The organism is Gordonia sp. Z-3 (assembly GCF_036233855.1).
In the GTDB taxonomy this organism is placed as follows: Bacteria; Actinomycetota; Actinomycetes; order Mycobacteriales; family Mycobacteriaceae; genus Gordonia; species Gordonia tangerina.
Genome location: NZ_JAZARS010000007.1, coordinates 151,101 through 167,631, shown reverse-complemented (window position 1 = coordinate 167,631; position 16,531 = coordinate 151,101). Strand labels below are relative to the sequence as shown.

Genomic DNA, 16,531 nt, shown 5'->3' with positions numbered 1-16,531 from the left:
TTCGTCACACTCGATAGTCGACGCATTGGCCTGTTGTCACATGAATGCTGTTGTCCCACACATCACTTGGCAGCAGCAAACCCCAGTTCCAGGTCGGTGATGATGTCGTCGATGCCCTCGATACCCACTGCCAGCCGCACCAGACCAGGGGTGACGCCGGCGTCGATCTGCTCCTGCGGGGCCAGTTGGCTGTGGGTGGTGGAGGCGGGGTGGATCACCAGTGATCGCACATCACCGATATTGGCCACGTGACTGTGCAACGTCAGTGCGTCCACGAACTTCTTACCCGCATCCACGCCGCCGGTGATCTCGAAACTGACGATGGCGCCCTGCCCCTTCGGCAGTAGCTTCTGGGCGCGGTCGTACCAGGGCGACGACGACAGACCCGCGTAGGCGACCGACTCCACCTGCGCGTGCCCCTCCAGGAAATCGGCCACGCGACGTGCGTTGCTCACGTGGCGTTCGATGCGCAGACTCAGCGTCTCCAGTCCCTGCGCCAACAGGAAAGCGTTGAACGGAGAGATCGCCGCGCCGGTGTCGCGTAGCCACTGGACCCTGGCCTTCAGGGCGAACGCCGGGGCGCCGAGGTCGGCGAACACGGCGCCGTGATAGCTGGGGTCCGGTGTAGTGAAGCCCGGGAAGAGATCGACGCCGTCGCGCTGTACCCGCCAGTCGAAGGTACCGCCGTCCACGATGACACCGCCGATCGCGGTGCCGTGGCCGCCGATGTACTTGGTGGCCGAATGCACCACGATGTCCGCGCCGTGGGCGAGTGGGTTCAGCAGGTAGGGCGTCGCGACCGTGTTGTCGACGATCAGCGGGAGGCTGTTCCGGTGTGCGACCTCGGCGATGCCTTCGATGTCGAGGATCTCGTTGTTCGGATTGGAGATGGTCTCACCGAACACTGCCCGGGTGTTGTCCTTGATGGCCGCCTGCCAGGAGTCCAGATCCTCGGAATCATCGACGAAGGACACCTCGATGCCGAGCTTGGGCAACGTGTAGTGGAACAGGTTGAATGTGCCGCCGTAGAGCCGTGGGCTGGAGACCACGTGGCCACCGGTCTCGACGATGTTCAAGATGGAATACGTCTCGGCGGCCTGACCCGACGCGAGCAGGAGAGCGGCGACGCCACCTTCGAGTGCAGCGATTCGCTGTTCCACCGCATCCTGGGTCGGGTTCATCATCCGGGTGTAGATGTTGCCCGGTTCGGCGAGCCCGAAGAGGTTCGCGGCGTGTTGGGTGTCGTTGAAGACGTACGACGTCGTCTGGTACACGGGCAATGCCCGTGCGTTGGTGGTGGGATCCGCCGTCTGCCCGGCGTGGATCTGTTTGGTCTCGAAGCTCCAGTTCGCCGTGGGGTCGACGGCGTCGGAGCCAGTGGCGTCAGACATGACCATGTCCTACTTTCTGCGGTCGGCAGGGTGCGACGACCCTGGTGGGGTCCGACCTTCGGACCCGCGCTTGCCTCGGAACGCATCCGCATTCCTCAACCCGGTCATCACCCGGAGCACCCCACCGCGGTTGGAGGGTTGCCGATCAGCGAGCCGGGGCTTGACGCTGATGCTCATGACCTGGCGTCAAGGATATAGCACGCCCCTGCGCGACTGAGAACCGTGTTGTTCGCGGTGATCGGAACACGCCTGGATCGGCAGGTCACAAAATGAGAACAACTGTCGTCCGAAAGGATGAACTTCGGCCGCAGTGCGACTGAAACCCCAGGTGAGAGTCGTTAGTCTAACGAACGATGATGCGGTCTTTGAGATCGCGGATCTAGGCTGTCGCCAGCCCAGGCCCTGCGACGAGAAGAGATCTGATGCCTGCTCGGTGCCGTTCGGCACACCGGATGACGGTCGTGCTCGTTGCCATGGCGGGTGCTCTCGCGGTGGCTGCCGCGTACTGCCTTCCGGCTGGCGTGGCCCGGGCGGATTCGGACGACGACTACGACTGTGGTGCGGGCGCCGTGATCATCGTCGGCGGGACGAATGACCCGGACGCGGCGAACATGATCGGCGTCAAGCAACGGTTCAGCGGCACCGGAATCGATGACACGCCCGGGACCGCCGACGACTCGCGCTACGCGGACGCTCCCTACAAAGTGATCAACGCCGACTATCCGACGACGCTGTGGCCGCTCGGCGCCGCGGGCTATGACGACAGCGTGACGCAGGGCAACGCTGCGACGAAGCAGGCGATCGCGCGCTACCAGTATCACTGTGACACGCCGGTGGTGGTCGCCGGCTACTCGCAGGGTGCGCGGGTGGCCGGCGACGTCCTCTCCGACATCGGCAACGACCGCGACGACAAGGTCGTGCTGCTCGACGAGCACGGGAACCCGGAGCTCGACGACGAGGGCGAACCGATCGTCGTCGACATCAGTACCGACGGCCTGTCCGGCGAGCTCTACGCCGATCCCCGGCGGGTGGGGGACAAGACCGGCCGTGGCATCGAACTCTCACTGATCGGCGTGATCCCCGGACTCACCATGAGCGGCGCCCGAGAGGGCCATGGCAACCGGGGTTTCGGGGAGCTCGAGGACGCGGTGGTCTCGGTTTGCGTCGAGGGCGACCCCATCTGCGACCTGCCCGACCCGCTATACGACCCCATCGGGACCGTCGACGGCCTGGTCGGCTATTTCACCAAGCACGGTCTGTACAACTGGCAGATGTATCGCGATCCCACCGAACCGGTATGGAACACGGGACGCGCGGTCGATTGCGGAGCCGACCAAACCGACTGCATCGCCGAGGCGGACTCGGCCATCATCGGCGTCATCCGCGATGGTGCCGAGACGATCGGGCTCGACGGTACGAGGATCCGCGATGTCCTCGCCGATCGGTGGACCGTCGATCTGCCCTATGGGATCGAGCTGTCCAACCTGCAACCGGTGGTCCGCGTCGTCCAGGACGTCCTGCCGCCGCTGCCGAACGTCGGCTACGGCGGCTATCTTCCCGATCTGTTGGTGTTCGAGAAGATCCTCAATGGAGTGGTCGAACGGGCACCCGACGATGTCAAGGAGGGCGTCGCCGCCCTGGCCGCCAGCGCCAAGAGCATCGTGCTGATCCCCGCCAACTTCGTGAAGTACTGGGCCGGCGAGATCATCGGACCGCTGCCGACCCGCAGCACGGTCGTGGGTCCGCACGTCACGGAAGAGAGCGCCGACGATGCGCCCCGACAGGTCACCTTCTTGCGTGCGATGTCGCAGGTGACGGACATCGAGTCCGAGGCGGTGGGCCCCGAACGCCCGACGCCCTCGGAGTCCGGGGCCGTTACGTCGGCAGTGGCACCTGACTCGGGGCCTGAATCGTCACCGAGCGCTACGCCACCGAACGCTACGCCACCGAGCTGGCCGACGACGGCCGGCAGCTCGACGGCCACCTCGGTCCGCCGCACGCCGACGAGTCCGTCCACGACGGCCGACACTTCGCCCCCGTCGTCTCCGACGACACCGCCCGCCTCCTCGTCGGGCACGGCTTCCTCGACGGCCGAGGTGCCGGCACCGATCGAGACGGACACGTCCGACCCGGACACCCCGACCGCGGAGAACACCGATCAAGACGACGGCGAGGGCGACAGCAGAACCGAGCCCGGCCCCGCGACGGGCGTGACCGGCACCGGATCGGGCTCCGGCTCGTCCAAGGTCGATACGTCGGACGGCGACAGTCCGGAGGACGACGAGTAGCCGCGCACCCGTGTGAACGAACTCACGCCCGGCTCGGGGAATCACGTCCGGGGAGGCCGTGGTTGGTGACGGAGTGTCTTCAGCCCCTGCCGATTCCGCAGCCCTGACCGTCGCCGACCGCGCGCCGGTTCCCCCGTCGGTGCGGCGGTGGGCCATCATCGCGCTGGCACTGGGCGGCTTCGGGATCGGTACCACCGAGTTCGTGGCGATGGGATTGTTGCCCAACATCGCCGGCACCCTGGGGATCAGTGAGCCCACCGCCGGTCACGTCATCTCGGCGTATGCCCTCGGGGTGGTGGTCGGAGCCCCGTTGATCGCTGCGCTCACTGCCCGCGTCCCGCGCCGGACCTTGCTCATCGGTCTCATGGTCGCGTTCACCGTCGGCAACCTCGTGACGGTGCTGGCACCGAGTTACGGCCTGTTGATGGCCGCGCGCTCTGTCGCCGGTCTGCCGCACGGCGCCTACTTCGGGGTGGCGGCTCTGGTCGCCGCGCACCTGGCCGGCCCGCGTGATCGTGCCAAGGCAGTGGGCAAGGTGATGCTCGGGTTGTCGGTGGCCAATGTCGCGGGTGTGCCGATGGCCACCTGGCTCGGTGAATCGCTGGGTTGGCGTTCGGCGTTCGCACTGGTGGTGGTCATCGGTCTGGCGACGATCGTGGCGCTGATGCGCAGCCTTCCGCCGCTGGCCGACATGCGGGTGACCAATCCCATGACCGAATTGGGCGCACTGGCCCGGCCGCAGGTGTGGTTCACCCTGCTGATCGGCGTGGTCGGGTTCGGCGGCATGTTCGCCTACTACACGTACTTGAACTCGGCGCTGACCACGGTGGCGGGTGTGCCGGTGTCGCTCGTACCGGTGGCGATGATGCTGTTCGGACTCGGCATGGTCAGCGGCAACATCGTCGGCGGCATTCTCGCCGACCGCAGCGTCCCGTTCGGCATCCTCGCCGGCCTCATCGCCACCTCGGTGTCCCTGGCGCTGTTCGCTTTGACCCTGCAGAACGCCTGGGCGGCAATGATCCTGAGCTACGCCATCGGTCTGTCGGGGGCATCGACGATCCCCGCACTACAGACCCGGCTGATGGACGTGGCCGACGACGCGCAGACGTTGGCGGCGGCGCTGAATCACTCCGCACTCAACATCGCCAATGCGGCAGGCGCCTGGCTGGGCGGCCTCGTCATCGCCGCGGGGCACGGATACCGGGCGCCGTCGATGATGGGTGCGGGGCTGGCGGTCGCGGGGATCGCGGTGTTGGGCTTGGCGCTGTTCACCGGGCGACGCCGCGGGCCCCGACCTCAGTCGATGGTCGGGGGTGTGGCGACCGTCTTGGACAGGTAGAGCTGTTCGCCGATGCGGTCCATCAGCTCGAGCTGGGTCTCGAGATAGTCGATGTGGTGTTCTTCGTCGGCAAGGATGTCCTCGAGGATCTTCGCGCTGGTGATGTCGCCCTTCGAGCGACACATCGTGGCGCCCGGGCGGAGCCGTTCGACGACCTCCATCTCGATGGCCAGGTCGGACTCGAACTGCTCGCGCAGCGTCTGACCGATGCGCAGGGGAAGGATCTTCTGATAATTCGGCAGCGCCTCGAGGAACAGGATGCGATCGGTGAGGATCTCCGCGTGCTGCATCTCCTCGATGGACTCGGCGCGGGTTTTGCTCGCGATCTCGGTGAGGCCCCAGTTGGCCTGCATCTTGGAATGCAGGAAATACTGGTTGATGGCGGTCAGCTCGCTGGTGAGCTGTTCGTTGAGCAGTGCGATCACTTCGTCGTCGCCGCGCATGACCGTTCCTCCGTTCACAGTGGTGAGATGAACGTAGCACGCCGAAAAGCCCCACGTTCGGCATCTGAACGTGAGGTTGTGGATTCGGCCGTCACACGACGGTGATCATGCTGCGGTGGTCGCGGTGGCGGTCCTTTCGGAGACGATCTGTGCGAGTCGCTCGAGGCATGTGCCGCAACCTTCACCGGCGCCGCATCGTTCGCCGATGGCGTCCACGGACATGGCGCCCGCTGAGCAGTGCTCGTGGACTTCGTCCTCGGTCACTGCGCGGCATATGCAAACGAACATCGGTTTCACCTCGAATCGGATCAGTTAGGCAAGGATTACATAAAGCGCTACCCATGGCAAGGGTTGCCTTACCTTTGGTACGGACGCACCAATTTCGCCGGTACCCTCGTGGCCGTGTCACTTGCCATCACCACTGTCAACGTCAACGGAATCCGCGCGGCCGTGAAACACCGTTCGGAACGCAACCGCGGCCTGCATGCCTGGCTGGCCGGCACCGAGTCGGACATCGTGCTGATGCAGGAGATCCGAGCCGATGCCGAGCAGGCCCACGAGGCGTTGGCGCCGGCGCTTGCCGACGGTTGGCAACTGGAGATGAGCGACTCGGTCGTCAAGGGGCACGCCGGTGTGGGCATTCTCAGCCGCCTGCCGATCGAGGCGGTTCGCGTCGGCTTCGGTGATACCGAGTTCGATCCCACCGGCCGATACCTCGAGGCCGATCTCGACGGGCCGTTGGGTCCGATGACCGTCGCCAGTGTGTATCTGCCGAAGGGTGCGGCGGCGACGTCGGAACCCAAGGATGTGCAGAAGTACGACGAGAAGGTCCGATTTCTCGATGGCTTCGGTCGACACCTCGACCGGTTGGCGCGTCGGCAGCGCCATGTGGTGATCGGCGGTGACTGGAACATCGCGCACTCCGAGGCCGACATCAAGAACTGGAAAGGCAATCGCAAGAGTCCGGGCTTTCTGCCCCACGAGCGTTCCTGGGTCGGCGATCGGCTGGGTGCGGGATGGTCGGATGTGATGCGCGAGCTGACACCTGGGCAGGCGGGTCCGTATACGTGGTGGTCGTGGCGCGGCAAGGCCTTCGACAACGACTCGGGGTGGCGCATCGATTACCAGCTGGCCAATCGACGACTGGCCCGGCATGCGGTCAAGACATGGGTGGACCGCGCCGACGCCTATGACCTGCGCTGGTCGGATCATGCACCGATGACCGTCGTCTACGACTGACCCGAGGTCGTCTGAGACACTGGACGTCATGAGCAGTGACGTCCCAGGGTCAGGCGCCGCGCGGCCGCGCGTGTTGTCGGGTATCCAGCCGACCAGTGATTCCTTCCATCTCGGCAACTACCTCGGTGCCGTTCGGCAATGGGTTGCGCTGCAGGACGATTTCGAAGCCTTCTACTTCATCCCGGACATGCATGCCATCACCGTCGCCTATGAGCCCGCGGTACTGGCCGAGCGGACCCGGCGCAGCGTCGCCCAGTTGCTGGCGGTCGGCGTGGACCCGGCGCGGTCCACGATCTACGTGCAGTCCCACATTCCCGAGATCGCGCAGTTGACCTGGGTGCTGTCCTGCATCACCGGTTTCGGTGAGGCCAGCCGGATGACGCAGTTCAAGGACAAGTCGGCCAAGCAGGGTGTCGACGCCGCCGGCGTCGGGCTGTTCACCTATCCGATTCTGATGGCCGCCGACATCCTGGCCTTCGACGTCGACCGCGTGCCGGTCGGCGAGGATCAGCGTCAGCACCTCGAACTTGCGCGAAACCTCGCGCAGCGCTTCAACTCTCGTTTCGGCAAGGTCCTCAAGGTGCCCGAGGCGCATATCGTGCGCGAATTCGCCAAGATCTACGACCTGCAGAACCCGACCGCGAAGATGAGCAAGTCGGCGGAGTCCGACCGCGGCCTGATCAATCTGCTCGACGAGCCCAAGCGCTCGGCGAAGAAGATCCGCTCCGCGGTCACCGACACCGACACCGAGATCCGGTTCGATCCGGACACCAAGCCCGGGGTGAGCAACCTGCTGACCATCCAGTCGGCGCTCGGTGGTACTCCGGTGGATGTCCTGGTCGACAAGTATCAGGGCAAGGGATACGGCGATCTCAAGGTCGACACCGCCGACGTGCTGACCGAGTTCGTGACCCCGCTACGGGGCCGGGTGGCCGAGTACATGGACGATCCGGCCGAACTCGACGCGATCCTCGCGAGCGGCGCCGAACGCGCGCGGTCGGTCGCTTCGGCGACACTTGCGGCCGTCTATGACAAAGTGGGTTTCCTGGCACCCGGCGGGTGATCAGTCACCGACCGGGCTGACCCCGCAACCCGACCGAGGAGGCGGCGCAGGTGAGTTCGGTGGTTGATTCGGCCAAAGGGGCCGTGGAGCGTGCGAAGAGCGGATTCGCCGCCGCCCGGGAGAGATGGACCTGGCTCGAACACCTCATCCAGACGGTGCAGCGCTACAACGATCGCCGGGGCAACCTCTACGCTGCTTCGATCAGCTTCAACGGCATCTTGGCGTTGGTCCCGATCGTGATGGTGGTTTTCGCGATCGCCGGTTTCGTTCTGGCCAGTCAGCCCGACCTGCTCGACGACCTGCAACGGGCCGTGGTGGAGAACATGCCCGAAGGGCTGGGCGATCAGGTCAGCGATCTCATCGACTCCGCGGTCGACCAACGCGCCGCTGTCGGCATCGTCGGTCTGGTCGGCGCCGCGTTCACCGGCATCGGTTGGATCTCCGGGGTGCGCACCGGCATGACCGAGATGTGGGGCGGACGAGTCAACCGCAACCCGGTGATGTCCAAGGTGTGGGATCTGGTGACCTTCGCCCTGCTGGGCATCGCCTTCGCGGGGACGATGGCGATCACCGCGCTGGGGAACTCGGGGCTGACCACCGAGGTTCTGTCCTGGGTCGGTCTCGACGACGCGGCGTGGGCGCCGGCCGTCGTTCGCACGGTTGCGATCGTGGTGTCGGTATTGGCGAGTTGGTTGCTGTTCACCTTCGTGATGTCGCGACTTCCCCTGGTGCAGCTACCATTTCGCAACACGATGAAGGCCGGTCTGCTCACCGCGATCGCCTTCGAGATCGTCAAGACGGTCGGCGGCATATACTTGGAGTCGGTGCTGAACGGGCCCGCCGGAGTGACGTTCGGTCCCATCATCGGCCTGCTGGTCTTCGCGTACCTGGCCTCGCGGATCGTGTTGTACGCCGCCGCCTGGTGTGCCACCGACGTGGCCAACGAGCCGTATCAGGTGACCGAGGAGGACGAGACACCGGCGCCGGTGCTGGTGTCGCCGAACTATCAGGTCAGCCCGGCACCGCGACCGACGACGCTGGTGGCGGTGGCGGGGATCGGTGCTGCCGCAAGCGCCGTCGTCGGTTGGCTGATGCGACGCTGAGCATCACCTTTTGGCGAACAGGCGTATCGCGAGGAGCGCCAACAGCACTGCCACGAGCGCGGCAACGAGACCGATCAGGATGCGGACCGACCAGCCTGCCGGATGGTCGGGTCCGGTCGCGGTGACCGTCCGCGGCGATGCGGTCGGGGTGGTGGTCGGAGTGGACGTTCGTGTCCCAGTGGCGGCAGAGTCGGCCACGGGGGTTGTCAGCGTGCCGATCTCGACGTTCGCAGGTGACCGGAATCCGTAGTCGAACAAAGCTTTCGTCTGGTCCCAGTACGAATTGGTGCCGACGGTCAGGCCGAACATCTCCACAACGAGGATTCGTCGTCCGTCCCGCTCGGTGACGCCCACATACGTCTTGCGGGCATCGTCGGTGTAGCCGGTTTTGCCGCCGATCATGCCCGGATATCCCTCGAGCAGAAGGTGATTGGACGTCTGCATCAGATACGCGGGATGATCCTTGTCGCCCGGGACATCGGGACGCTTCGGGTAACCGGGAAACCGGTAGCTCTCGAGCGCGACGATCGACTGGAACGTGGTGTCGGTCATCGCCTCCCGAAAGATCACCGCGAGGTCGTACGGCGACGACGACATTCCTGGCGCGTCCAACCCAGACGGTGACGCCGCGCGGGTGTCGAGCGCACCGAGCGCCTGCGCCTTGGCGTTCATCTTCGCGAGCGTCTCCTCGACGCCACCCAGTTGACGGGCGAGCGCGTTGGCGCAGTCGTTGCCCGAGACGACGAGCAGGCCGGTGAGCAGGTCGCGATTGGAGTAGTGGCCGCCCGGGCCCATCCCGCAGGAGTCGCCTTCGGTGCTCCATTCCGCCACGGTGGGCGTGATGACGGCGTCGAGGTCGAGCTCGTCGAGGACGACGAGGGCCAGGAGCACCTTGATCGTCGAGGCCGGCCGGTACCGACCGTGGGGGTCCTTGGCGGCGAGTACCGCTCCCGAGTCGAGGTCGGCGACCAACCAACCGGCCGACGTGAGCGCGGGCGGGATGGGTCCGGCGATCGGATCGGCGACGACACCGCAGTGCGCGAGTTGTTCACCGCCCACGGACGTCGCAGGAACCGGCAGCGGTGTGGGGGTCGGTGAACCGGGTGCGACCACCTCGGACTCGTCCACCGGAGGCGGGGTGCCCACCCGATAGGGGCAGTGATCGGTGATCGGGGTCGTCGCCATCGGAGCGGCGGCGGCCGGCCCGAACGTCCCGCCGGTCACCATCAGGCACAGTGCCGCGGCGAAGGCCGCGGCCAGACGCTTGCCGACACCCGCCGGCCTCCCCTCCGTCACCGGCAGGAGCCTACCAGCGGCCGCCTATCTGCTGATGGCGTCGGGTGGCGAGTTCTGGCGGGACGTCGCGGGTTGAGTAGGTCGAGGCGCTAGCCGCGGCCGTATCGAAACCTGGTTGGCCGGGGTCTCGATACGCTGCCTCGCCCAGGGGCTCGGCGGCTACTCGACCGGCGGTGGGTGGCCGGTGGTGGGGTGGCGTGGCGGCTACTCGACCAGCGGTTTGTGGCCGGTGGTGGGGTGGCTCGGCCGTTACTCGACCGGCGGTGGGTGGCCGGCTGCCAGCCACTCGTCGATCTGGGCGAGCACCGTGTCTCGGCGCTCCTGTGGTAGGAAACTCGCGGTCACCGAGTTGCGGGCCAGCTGGGCGAGTGTGTCGTCGGTCAAGGCGAACTGTTCGGCGACGGCGCGGAAGTTGTCGTCGACGTGGCCGCCGAAATATGCGGGATCGTCGGAGTTGATGGTCACCACGACGCCTGCCTCGATCAGGTGCGGCAACGGATGCGATGCGAGATCTGCGACCGTGCGCAGCCGCACATTCGACAACGGACACACCGTCAGCGGAATGCGGTGGGCCGCGAGCTGGGCCATCACACCTGGATCGTCGACGCTGCGGATGCCATGGTCGACGCGGTGCACCGCCAGTTCCTCGATCGCCTCGCGCACCGATTCCGGACCTGACTCCTCGCCGGCATGGGCCACCCGTCGCAGGCCGAGCGCGGCTGCCCGCGCGAACACTTCGGCGAACGGCGCGGCGGGATTGCCGATCTCGGCCGAATCGAGGCCCACGCCGACGATCGGCGCGGACATGTCCACGAGCTCGTTGAGTACCGCCGACGCCTCGGCGACCGGCCGGTCACGCAGAAAACAGGCGATGAGATCGGTGGTGACACCGAACTCCGCCCGCGCATCATCGAACCCGTCGACGAGTCCGCCGACGACGTCGTGCAGTGGCACGCCACGTGAGCGGTGGGCCTGCGGGTCGAAGAACACCTCCGCGTGCACGACTCCGGCCAGGTGCGCCCGCGCGCCGTATTCGTATGCGAGGCGAGCGAAGTCGTGGCGGCGACGGAGCACATCGAGGTTGGCGTAGTAGATGTCGAGGAACGATGACAGGTCGGCGAACACGTAGCGCTCACGTAGTGCCTCGGCATCGGGATACGGCAGTTCGATGCCCTGATCGTGCGCGAGTTCCACTACGAGATCGGGCTCCAACGTGCCCTCGATGTGCACGTGCAGCTCGACCTTGGGTAGTTCGCGAATCCGGGACATGCTCTACAGGAGCGTATATGCCTCAGTGAGTACCGAGCGCAAGATCTGCTCCATCTCGTCGAACTCCGCTTGACCGGCGATCAGTGGGGGAGCGAGCTGCACAACCGGGTCGCCGCGGTCATCGGCGCGGCAGTACAGCCCCGCGTCGAATAGGGCAGAGGACAGAAATCCGCGCAGGATGCGTTCGGACTCGACGGTGGTGAACGTCTCCTTGGTGGCCTTGTCCTTGACGAGTTCGATCCCGTAGAAATACCCCGCGCCGCGGACGTCACCGACGATCGGCAGGTCACCGAGCCGCTCCAGGGTCGCCCGGAATGAAGCAGCGTTGTTCTTGACGTGGTCGTTGAGGTGCTCCCGCTCGAAGATGTCGAGGTTGGCCAGCGCCACCGCAGCCGAAACGGGGTGACCGCCGAAGGTGTAACCGTGCGGGAAACTGGTGGTGCCGTCGCGGAACGGTTCGAACAGTCGATCGCTGGCGATCATCGCGCCGATCGGCGAGTAACCCGAGGTCATTCCCTTGGCGCAGGTGATGATGTCAGGGACGTAGCCGAAGTCGTCGCAGGCAAACATCGACCCGATGCGGCCGAACGCGCAGATCACCTCGTCGGAGACCAGCAGCACGTCGTAGGTGTCGCAGATCTCGCGGACCCGATCGAAGTATCCCGGTGGCGGTGGGAAGCAGCCGCCGGCGTTCTGGACCGGCTCAAGGAACACAGCGGCCACGGTGTCCGGGCCCTCGAACTCGATGGCCTCGGCGATGCGGTCGGCTGCCCACCGACCGAACTTCTTCGGATCGGTGGCCAACTCGCCGGTACCGAAGGGATCCGGCGCGCGGTAGATGTTGGTGTTGGGTACCCGGAAGGCGCCCGGCGTCAGCGGTTCGAACGCCTCCTTGAGCGCGGGCACACCGGTGATGGCGAGTGCGCCCTGTGGCGTGCCGTGGTAGGCCACCGAGCGCGAGATCACCTTGTGTTTGCCCGGTTTGCCGGTGAGCTTGAAGTACTGCTTGGCCAGCTTCCACGCGCTCTCCACGGCCTCGCCGCCACCCGTGGTGAAGAACACGCGATTGAGGTCGCCGGGTGCATGAGCGGCGAGCCGTTCGGCGAGTTCGATCGCCGGCGGGGTCGCGTAGGACCAGAGTGGGAAGAACGCCAGGTCCTTGGCCTGCCGCGCGGCGGCCTCGGCGAGCTCGTCTCGGCCGTGCCCCACCTGGACGACGAAGAGGCCGGCCAGGCCATCGAGGTAACTCCGGCCGCGGTCGTCGAAGATCCGCACTCCCTCACCGCGGGTGATGACCGGTGGCCGGATCGCGTCGCCGTGCCTGGCGAAATGTCCCCACAGGTGTGCGGCGCTGCGGTCGCCGAGCGACAGGGTGGCGGTGGGCTCGTCGGCCATGCTCATCGGGTTCCCCAATTGTATTGCTGTTTCACGAGTTTGAGATAGACAAGGGTCTCCGTGGCGTTGACCTCAGGGTGGGCTCGGACGTGTCGGTTCAGAATCTGCAGCAGGTGGTCGTCGTCCTCGCAGACCACTTCGATGAGGATGTCGAACGAGCCTGCTGTGAGCACCACGTAGTCGATCTCCGGACGGGTGGCGAATTGCTCTGCCAATGCTTCGGTGTCGCCGGTACACCGGACGCCGATCAGGGCTTGCCGGGAGAAGCCGAGGGTGAGCGGGTCGGTGACCGCGACCACCTGCAGCAGCCCGCTCTCGGTCAACTTCTGGACGCGGTTGCGAACAGCGGCCTCCGACAGGCCCACTGCTTTGCCGATCGATGCATACGAGGCGCGGCCGTCGGCTTGCAGCTGTTCGATAATTCTCTTCGCGGTGTCGTCGAGTGTGGGGAGAGCGGATTCGGCCACACCTACGATCCTGGCGGATTCAGTAGTAGAAAGCAACAGATCTCACGGAATTCGTAGTCCTCTGCGCCTTGCGACAAGCGATTCTGTCTTTGGAGCGCCCCGAACCGTGTTGTCAACTCATGTGGACGGCCGGTCATCGGGTCCGCAGTACGCCGTGGCATGTTGCCCCGAATGTGCGGTCTTCTCCCGAACCTTCACCGCGTTCACCCAGACCGCGCATCGGGCGAATCCGCCGGACGATTGGAAGACGGCGTCGATCCTCTGATGTCGTACCCGACTGGTGAACACCAGCGACGCAGAGTATCTCGCGGACGTCGGATCATGACGGGTGAGCGGGACACGGGTCTGGCTGCGCAGCGTGTTGTGGCTGTCGTACCAGGACGCCCCACTGTTGACCTCGCGGTCTGAGGTCAGCACCACGGTGATGCGGTCACCGGCACCCGGGTGGCGCGGGGATGCTTGGGCGTGCGGCGAACCGACGGTGATCGCGACGCCCGGGCCGATGACGAGCCCGATGCAGACCAGTGCACCGACGGCCAGTGAATGTGTGCGGCTCATGGTGATTGGACGCATCAGGGGTGCGATCGGTTCCACCGACGACGATGCCCCTCCTCGAGAACCGAGGAGGGGCATCGTCGGGGCTGCAGATAGGTCTATCTGCTTCTGAGGGCCGGATCGGCCGTCAGCAGGTCAACGCGAGAACATCAGCGCACGTTTGACCTCTTGGATTGCCTGGGTGACCTGGATGCCGCGGGGGCACGCCTCGGTGCAGTTGAAGGTGGTCCGGCAGCGCCACACACCATCCATGTCGTTGAGGATGTCGAGACGCTCGACCGCACCCTCGTCGCGGCTGTCGAAGATGAAACGATGCGCGTTGACGATGGCGGCGGGACCGAAGTAGCTTCCCTCGTTCCAGAACACCGGGCAGCTGGTGGTGCAGCAGGCGCACAGGATGCACTTGGTGGTGTCGTCGAAGCGGGCACGGTCGGCCTGGCTCTGGATACGTTCCCGGGTCGGCTCGTTGCCCGACGCGATGAGGAACGGCTTGATCGCGCGGTAGGCATCGAAGAACGGCTCCATGTTCACCACGAGATCCTTCTCGACCGGCAGGCCCTTGATGGGCTCGACGGTTATGGTGAGCTCCTTGGATGTGTCCTTCGGGAGCATGTCCTTCATCAGCAACTTGCAGGCCAGGCGGTTGACGCCGTTGATGCGCATCGCGTCGGACCCGCACACGCCGTGGGCGCAGCTGCGTCGGAACGTCAGGGTGCCGTCCAGGTAACCCTTCACGTACAGCAGCAGGTTGAGCAACCGGTCGGTCGGCAGCGCCGGCACCCGGAAGCTCTCGAATCCCTGCGCGTCCGGGTTCTCCGGATTGAACCGGTAGATCTTCAACGTGACCATGGTGGCCTCGTCGGGCACCGGGGGCAGCGGCGGCTCGTCGGCGGATGGGGTGGGGTTCTCCATGATCGCTGTCATCAGTACTTACGCTCCATCGGCTCGTAGCGGGTCTGCACGACGGGCTTGTAGTCCAGCTCGATGTCCGCGAGAAGGCCCTCGCCCTTCTTGTACGCCATGGTGTGGCGCATGTAGTTGGTGTCGTCGCGGTCGGGGTAGTCCTCGCGGGCGTGACCGCCGCGTGACTCCTTGCGATTGAGCGCGCCGACCACGGTGACCTCGGCCATCTCCAAAAGGAAGCCGAGCTCGATCGCCTCGAGTAGGTCGCTGTTGAAGCGCTTGCCCTTGTCGTGAACGCGGATGTGGTTGTAGCGCTCCTTCAGTGCGTGCACGTCGGTGAGTGCCTGCTTGAGCGTCTCCTCGGTACGGAACACCGACGCGTTGTTGTCCATCGTCACCTGCAACTCGGTGCGGATGTCGGCGACGCGCTCATGGCCGCGTTCGCTGAGCAGCACCTCGAGCCAGTCGTCGACCATCTTGGTCGGCGTCTCGGGCAGTTCGATGAAGTCGGCCGACGTGGCGTAGTCGGCGGCGGCGATACCGGCCCGCCGGCCGAACACATTGATGTCGAGCAGCGAGTTGGTGCCCAGCCGGTTCGCGCCGTGCACCGACACACAGGCGCACTCGCCGGCCGCGTAGAGGCCGTGCACCACGGTGTCGTTGTCGCGCAGCACCTGACCCTCGATGTTGGTCGGGATGCCACCCATAACGTAGTGGCAGGTCGGGTACACCGGGACGTACTCGGTGACCGGGTCGACACCGAGGTAGGTGCGGGCGAACTCGGTGATGTCGGGCAGCTTCTCGTTGAGGACGTCCTCGCCGAGGTGGGTGACGTCGATGTAGACGTAGTCCTTGTTGGGCCCGGCGCCGCGGCCCTCGAGCACCTCGAGCACCATCGATCGGGCGACGATGTCGCGGGGTGCGAGGTCCTTGATGGTGGGGGCGTAGCGCTCCATGAAGCGTTCGCCGTCGGCGTTGCGCAGGATGCCACCCTCACCACGCACGGCCTCCGAGATCAGGATGCCGAGTCCGGCCAGGCCGGTCGGGTGGAACTGATGGAACTCCATGTCCTCCAGCGGCAATCCCTTGCGGAAGACGATGCCCATGCCGTCGCCGGTGAGCGTGTGGGCGTTGGAGGTGGTCTTGTACATCCGGCCCGAGCCGCCGGTGGCGAACACGATTGACTTGGCGTGGAAGACGTGGATCTCGCCGGTGGCCAACTCATAGGCGACCACACCATTGGCCACCATCTCGCCGTCTTCGTTTTCACCGAGGCAGATGTCGAGCGCGTAGAACTCGTTGAAGAATTCGACGTCGTGCTTGACGCAGTTCTGATACAGCGTCTGCAGGATCATGTGGCCGGTGCGGTCGGCGGCGTAGCAGGCACGTCGCACCGGCGACTTGCCGTGATCTCGGGTGTGTCCGCCGAATCGGCGCTGATCGATCTTGCCCTCGGGGGTGCGGTTGAACGGCAGCCCCATCTTCTCCAGATCCAGGACCGCGTCGATGGCTTCCTTGGCCATCACCTCGACGGCGTCCTGATCGGCGAGGTAGTCACCACCCTTGACGGTGTCGAAGGTGTGCCACTCCCAGTTGTCCTCTTCGACGTTGGCCAGCGCGGCGCACATGCCACCCTGTGCTGCGCCGGTGTGGCTGCGGGTGGGGTAGAGCTTGGTCAGCACCGCTGTCCGCGCACGTGGCGCGGATTCGATGGCGGCGCGCATGCCGGCCCCGCCGGCACCCACGATGACTACGTCGTAGCGATGTTCCTGCATCAGTT

The 16,531-nt window shown here is 65.7% G+C and carries 15 protein-coding genes and 1 riboswitch; of the genes, 5 read left to right on the top strand and 10 right to left on the bottom strand.

What is annotated here, in order from left to right; all coding sequences use genetic code 11:
• Positions 1-62 precede the first annotated feature (62 nt).
• Positions 63-1,391, bottom strand: coding sequence for a bifunctional o-acetylhomoserine/o-acetylserine sulfhydrylase (locus VX037_RS10220; protein ID WP_328714128.1), 1,329 nt, complete (start codon positions 1,389-1,391; stop codon positions 63-65).
• A gap of 61 nt (positions 1,392-1,452) precedes the next feature.
• Positions 1,453-1,572, bottom strand: a riboswitch (SAM riboswitch).
• Between the two features lie 241 nt (positions 1,573-1,813).
• Here VX037_RS10220 and VX037_RS10215 point away from each other — a divergent pair.
• Positions 1,814-3,679, top strand: a complete 1,866-nt coding sequence (locus VX037_RS10215) for a cutinase family protein (RefSeq protein WP_328714126.1) — start codon at positions 1,814-1,816, stop codon at positions 3,677-3,679.
• 103 nt (positions 3,680-3,782) lie between these two features.
• Positions 3,783-5,018 (top strand): MFS transporter, encoded by a 1,236-nt coding sequence (locus VX037_RS10210; RefSeq protein ID WP_328714168.1) that lies wholly within the window; start codon positions 3,783-3,785, stop codon positions 5,016-5,018.
• Here the strand turns inward: VX037_RS10210 and bfr are convergent.
• Both bfr and VX037_RS10200 read right to left on the bottom strand, forming a co-directional pair.
• Positions 4,976-5,461, bottom strand: a complete 486-nt coding sequence (bfr, locus tag VX037_RS10205) for a bacterioferritin (RefSeq protein WP_235723729.1) — start codon at positions 5,459-5,461, stop codon at positions 4,976-4,978. The genes VX037_RS10210 and bfr overlap by 43 nt on opposite strands.
• 105 nt (positions 5,462-5,566) lie before the next feature.
• Positions 5,567-5,749: a (2Fe-2S)-binding protein gene (locus tag VX037_RS10200; protein WP_235723730.1), complete on the bottom strand. Its 183-nt coding sequence runs from the start codon at positions 5,747-5,749 to the stop codon at positions 5,567-5,569.
• Positions 5,750-5,863: 114 nt separating this feature from the next.
• Here VX037_RS10200 and VX037_RS10195 point away from each other — a divergent pair, with 114 nt between their 5' ends.
• The 3 genes from VX037_RS10195 to VX037_RS10185 are packed head-to-tail and all read left to right on the top strand — an operon-like array spanning position 5,864 to position 8,866.
• Entirely contained in the window at positions 5,864-6,700 is an 837-nt protein-coding gene (locus VX037_RS10195) for an exodeoxyribonuclease III (RefSeq protein WP_235723731.1), read from the top strand.
• Between the two features lie 28 nt (positions 6,701-6,728).
• Positions 6,729-7,763, top strand: coding sequence for a tryptophan--tRNA ligase (trpS, locus tag VX037_RS10190; RefSeq protein ID WP_328714124.1), 1,035 nt, complete (start codon positions 6,729-6,731; stop codon positions 7,761-7,763).
• Positions 7,764-7,813: 50 nt separating this feature from the next.
• Positions 7,814-8,866, top strand: coding sequence for a YhjD/YihY/BrkB family envelope integrity protein (locus VX037_RS10185; RefSeq protein ID WP_328714122.1), 1,053 nt, complete (start codon positions 7,814-7,816; stop codon positions 8,864-8,866).
• Between the two features lie 3 nt (positions 8,867-8,869).
• On the opposite strand, the gene VX037_RS10180 is transcribed toward VX037_RS10185, so the two are convergent.
• The 7 genes from VX037_RS10180 to sdhA form a co-directional block, all read right to left on the bottom strand.
• Entirely contained in the window at positions 8,870-10,093 is a 1,224-nt protein-coding gene (locus VX037_RS10180) for a D-alanyl-D-alanine carboxypeptidase family protein (RefSeq protein WP_328714166.1), read from the bottom strand.
• A 318-nt stretch (positions 10,094-10,411) separates the two neighbouring features.
• On the bottom strand, positions 10,412-11,431 hold the full coding sequence (locus VX037_RS10175; protein WP_328714120.1) for an adenosine deaminase: 1,020 nt from the start codon (positions 11,429-11,431) through the stop codon (positions 10,412-10,414).
• Between the two features lie 3 nt (positions 11,432-11,434).
• Positions 11,435-12,832: an aspartate aminotransferase family protein gene (locus tag VX037_RS10170; protein ID WP_328714119.1), complete on the bottom strand. Its 1,398-nt coding sequence runs from the start codon at positions 12,830-12,832 to the stop codon at positions 11,435-11,437.
• The gene (locus tag VX037_RS10165) at positions 12,829-13,293 is read right to left on the bottom strand and encodes an Lrp/AsnC family transcriptional regulator (RefSeq protein ID WP_235723736.1); all 465 of its coding nucleotides are present in this window, start codon (positions 13,291-13,293) and stop codon (positions 12,829-12,831) included. Before VX037_RS10165 ends, VX037_RS10170 begins: the two co-directional genes overlap by 4 nt.
• Before the next feature lie 117 nt (positions 13,294-13,410).
• Positions 13,411-13,851 carry a hypothetical protein gene (locus tag VX037_RS10160; protein ID WP_328714118.1) on the bottom strand — a complete coding sequence of 147 codons (441 nt, stop codon included), beginning with the start codon at positions 13,849-13,851 and terminating at the stop codon, positions 13,411-13,413.
• A gap of 132 nt (positions 13,852-13,983) precedes the next feature.
• Positions 13,984-14,772, bottom strand: a complete 789-nt coding sequence (locus VX037_RS10155; RefSeq protein ID WP_266059541.1) for a succinate dehydrogenase iron-sulfur subunit — start codon at positions 14,770-14,772, stop codon at positions 13,984-13,986.
• Positions 14,772-16,526, bottom strand: a complete 1,755-nt coding sequence (gene sdhA / locus VX037_RS10150) for a succinate dehydrogenase flavoprotein subunit (RefSeq protein ID WP_235723739.1) — start codon at positions 16,524-16,526, stop codon at positions 14,772-14,774. Before sdhA ends, VX037_RS10155 begins: the two co-directional genes overlap by 1 nt.
• Positions 16,527-16,531: the final 5 nt, after the last annotated feature.

What these genes read in the sequence shown, in the direction of transcription:
- VX037_RS10155 (WP_266059541.1), bottom strand. Translation starts at nt 14,772, where the DNA reads ATGACAGCGATCATGGAGAACCCCACCCCATCCGCCGACGAGCCGCCG.
- bfr (WP_235723729.1), bottom strand. Translation starts at nt 5,461, where the DNA reads ATGCGCGGCGACGACGAAGTGATCGCACTGCTCAACGAACAGCTCACC.
- VX037_RS10215 (WP_328714126.1), top strand. Translation starts at nt 1,814, where the DNA reads ATGCCTGCTCGGTGCCGTTCGGCACACCGGATGACGGTCGTGCTCGTT.
- trpS (WP_328714124.1), top strand. Translation starts at nt 6,729, where the DNA reads ATGAGCAGTGACGTCCCAGGGTCAGGCGCCGCGCGGCCGCGCGTGTTG.
- sdhA (WP_235723739.1), bottom strand. Translation starts at nt 16,526, where the DNA reads ATGCAGGAACATCGCTACGACGTAGTCATCGTGGGTGCCGGCGGGGCC.
- VX037_RS10175 (WP_328714120.1), bottom strand. Translation starts at nt 11,431, where the DNA reads ATGTCCCGGATTCGCGAACTACCCAAGGTCGAGCTGCACGTGCACATC.
- VX037_RS10200 (WP_235723730.1), bottom strand. Translation starts at nt 5,749, where the DNA reads ATGTTCGTTTGCATATGCCGCGCAGTGACCGAGGACGAAGTCCACGAG.
- VX037_RS10220 (WP_328714128.1), bottom strand. Translation starts at nt 1,391, where the DNA reads ATGTCTGACGCCACTGGCTCCGACGCCGTCGACCCCACGGCGAACTGG.
- VX037_RS10180 (WP_328714166.1), bottom strand. Translation starts at nt 10,093, where the DNA reads ATGGTGACCGGCGGGACGTTCGGGCCGGCCGCCGCCGCTCCGATGGCG.
- VX037_RS10160 (WP_328714118.1), bottom strand. Translation starts at nt 13,851, where the DNA reads ATGAGCCGCACACATTCACTGGCCGTCGGTGCACTGGTCTGCATCGGG.
- VX037_RS10170 (WP_328714119.1), bottom strand. Translation starts at nt 12,832, where the DNA reads ATGAGCATGGCCGACGAGCCCACCGCCACCCTGTCGCTCGGCGACCGC.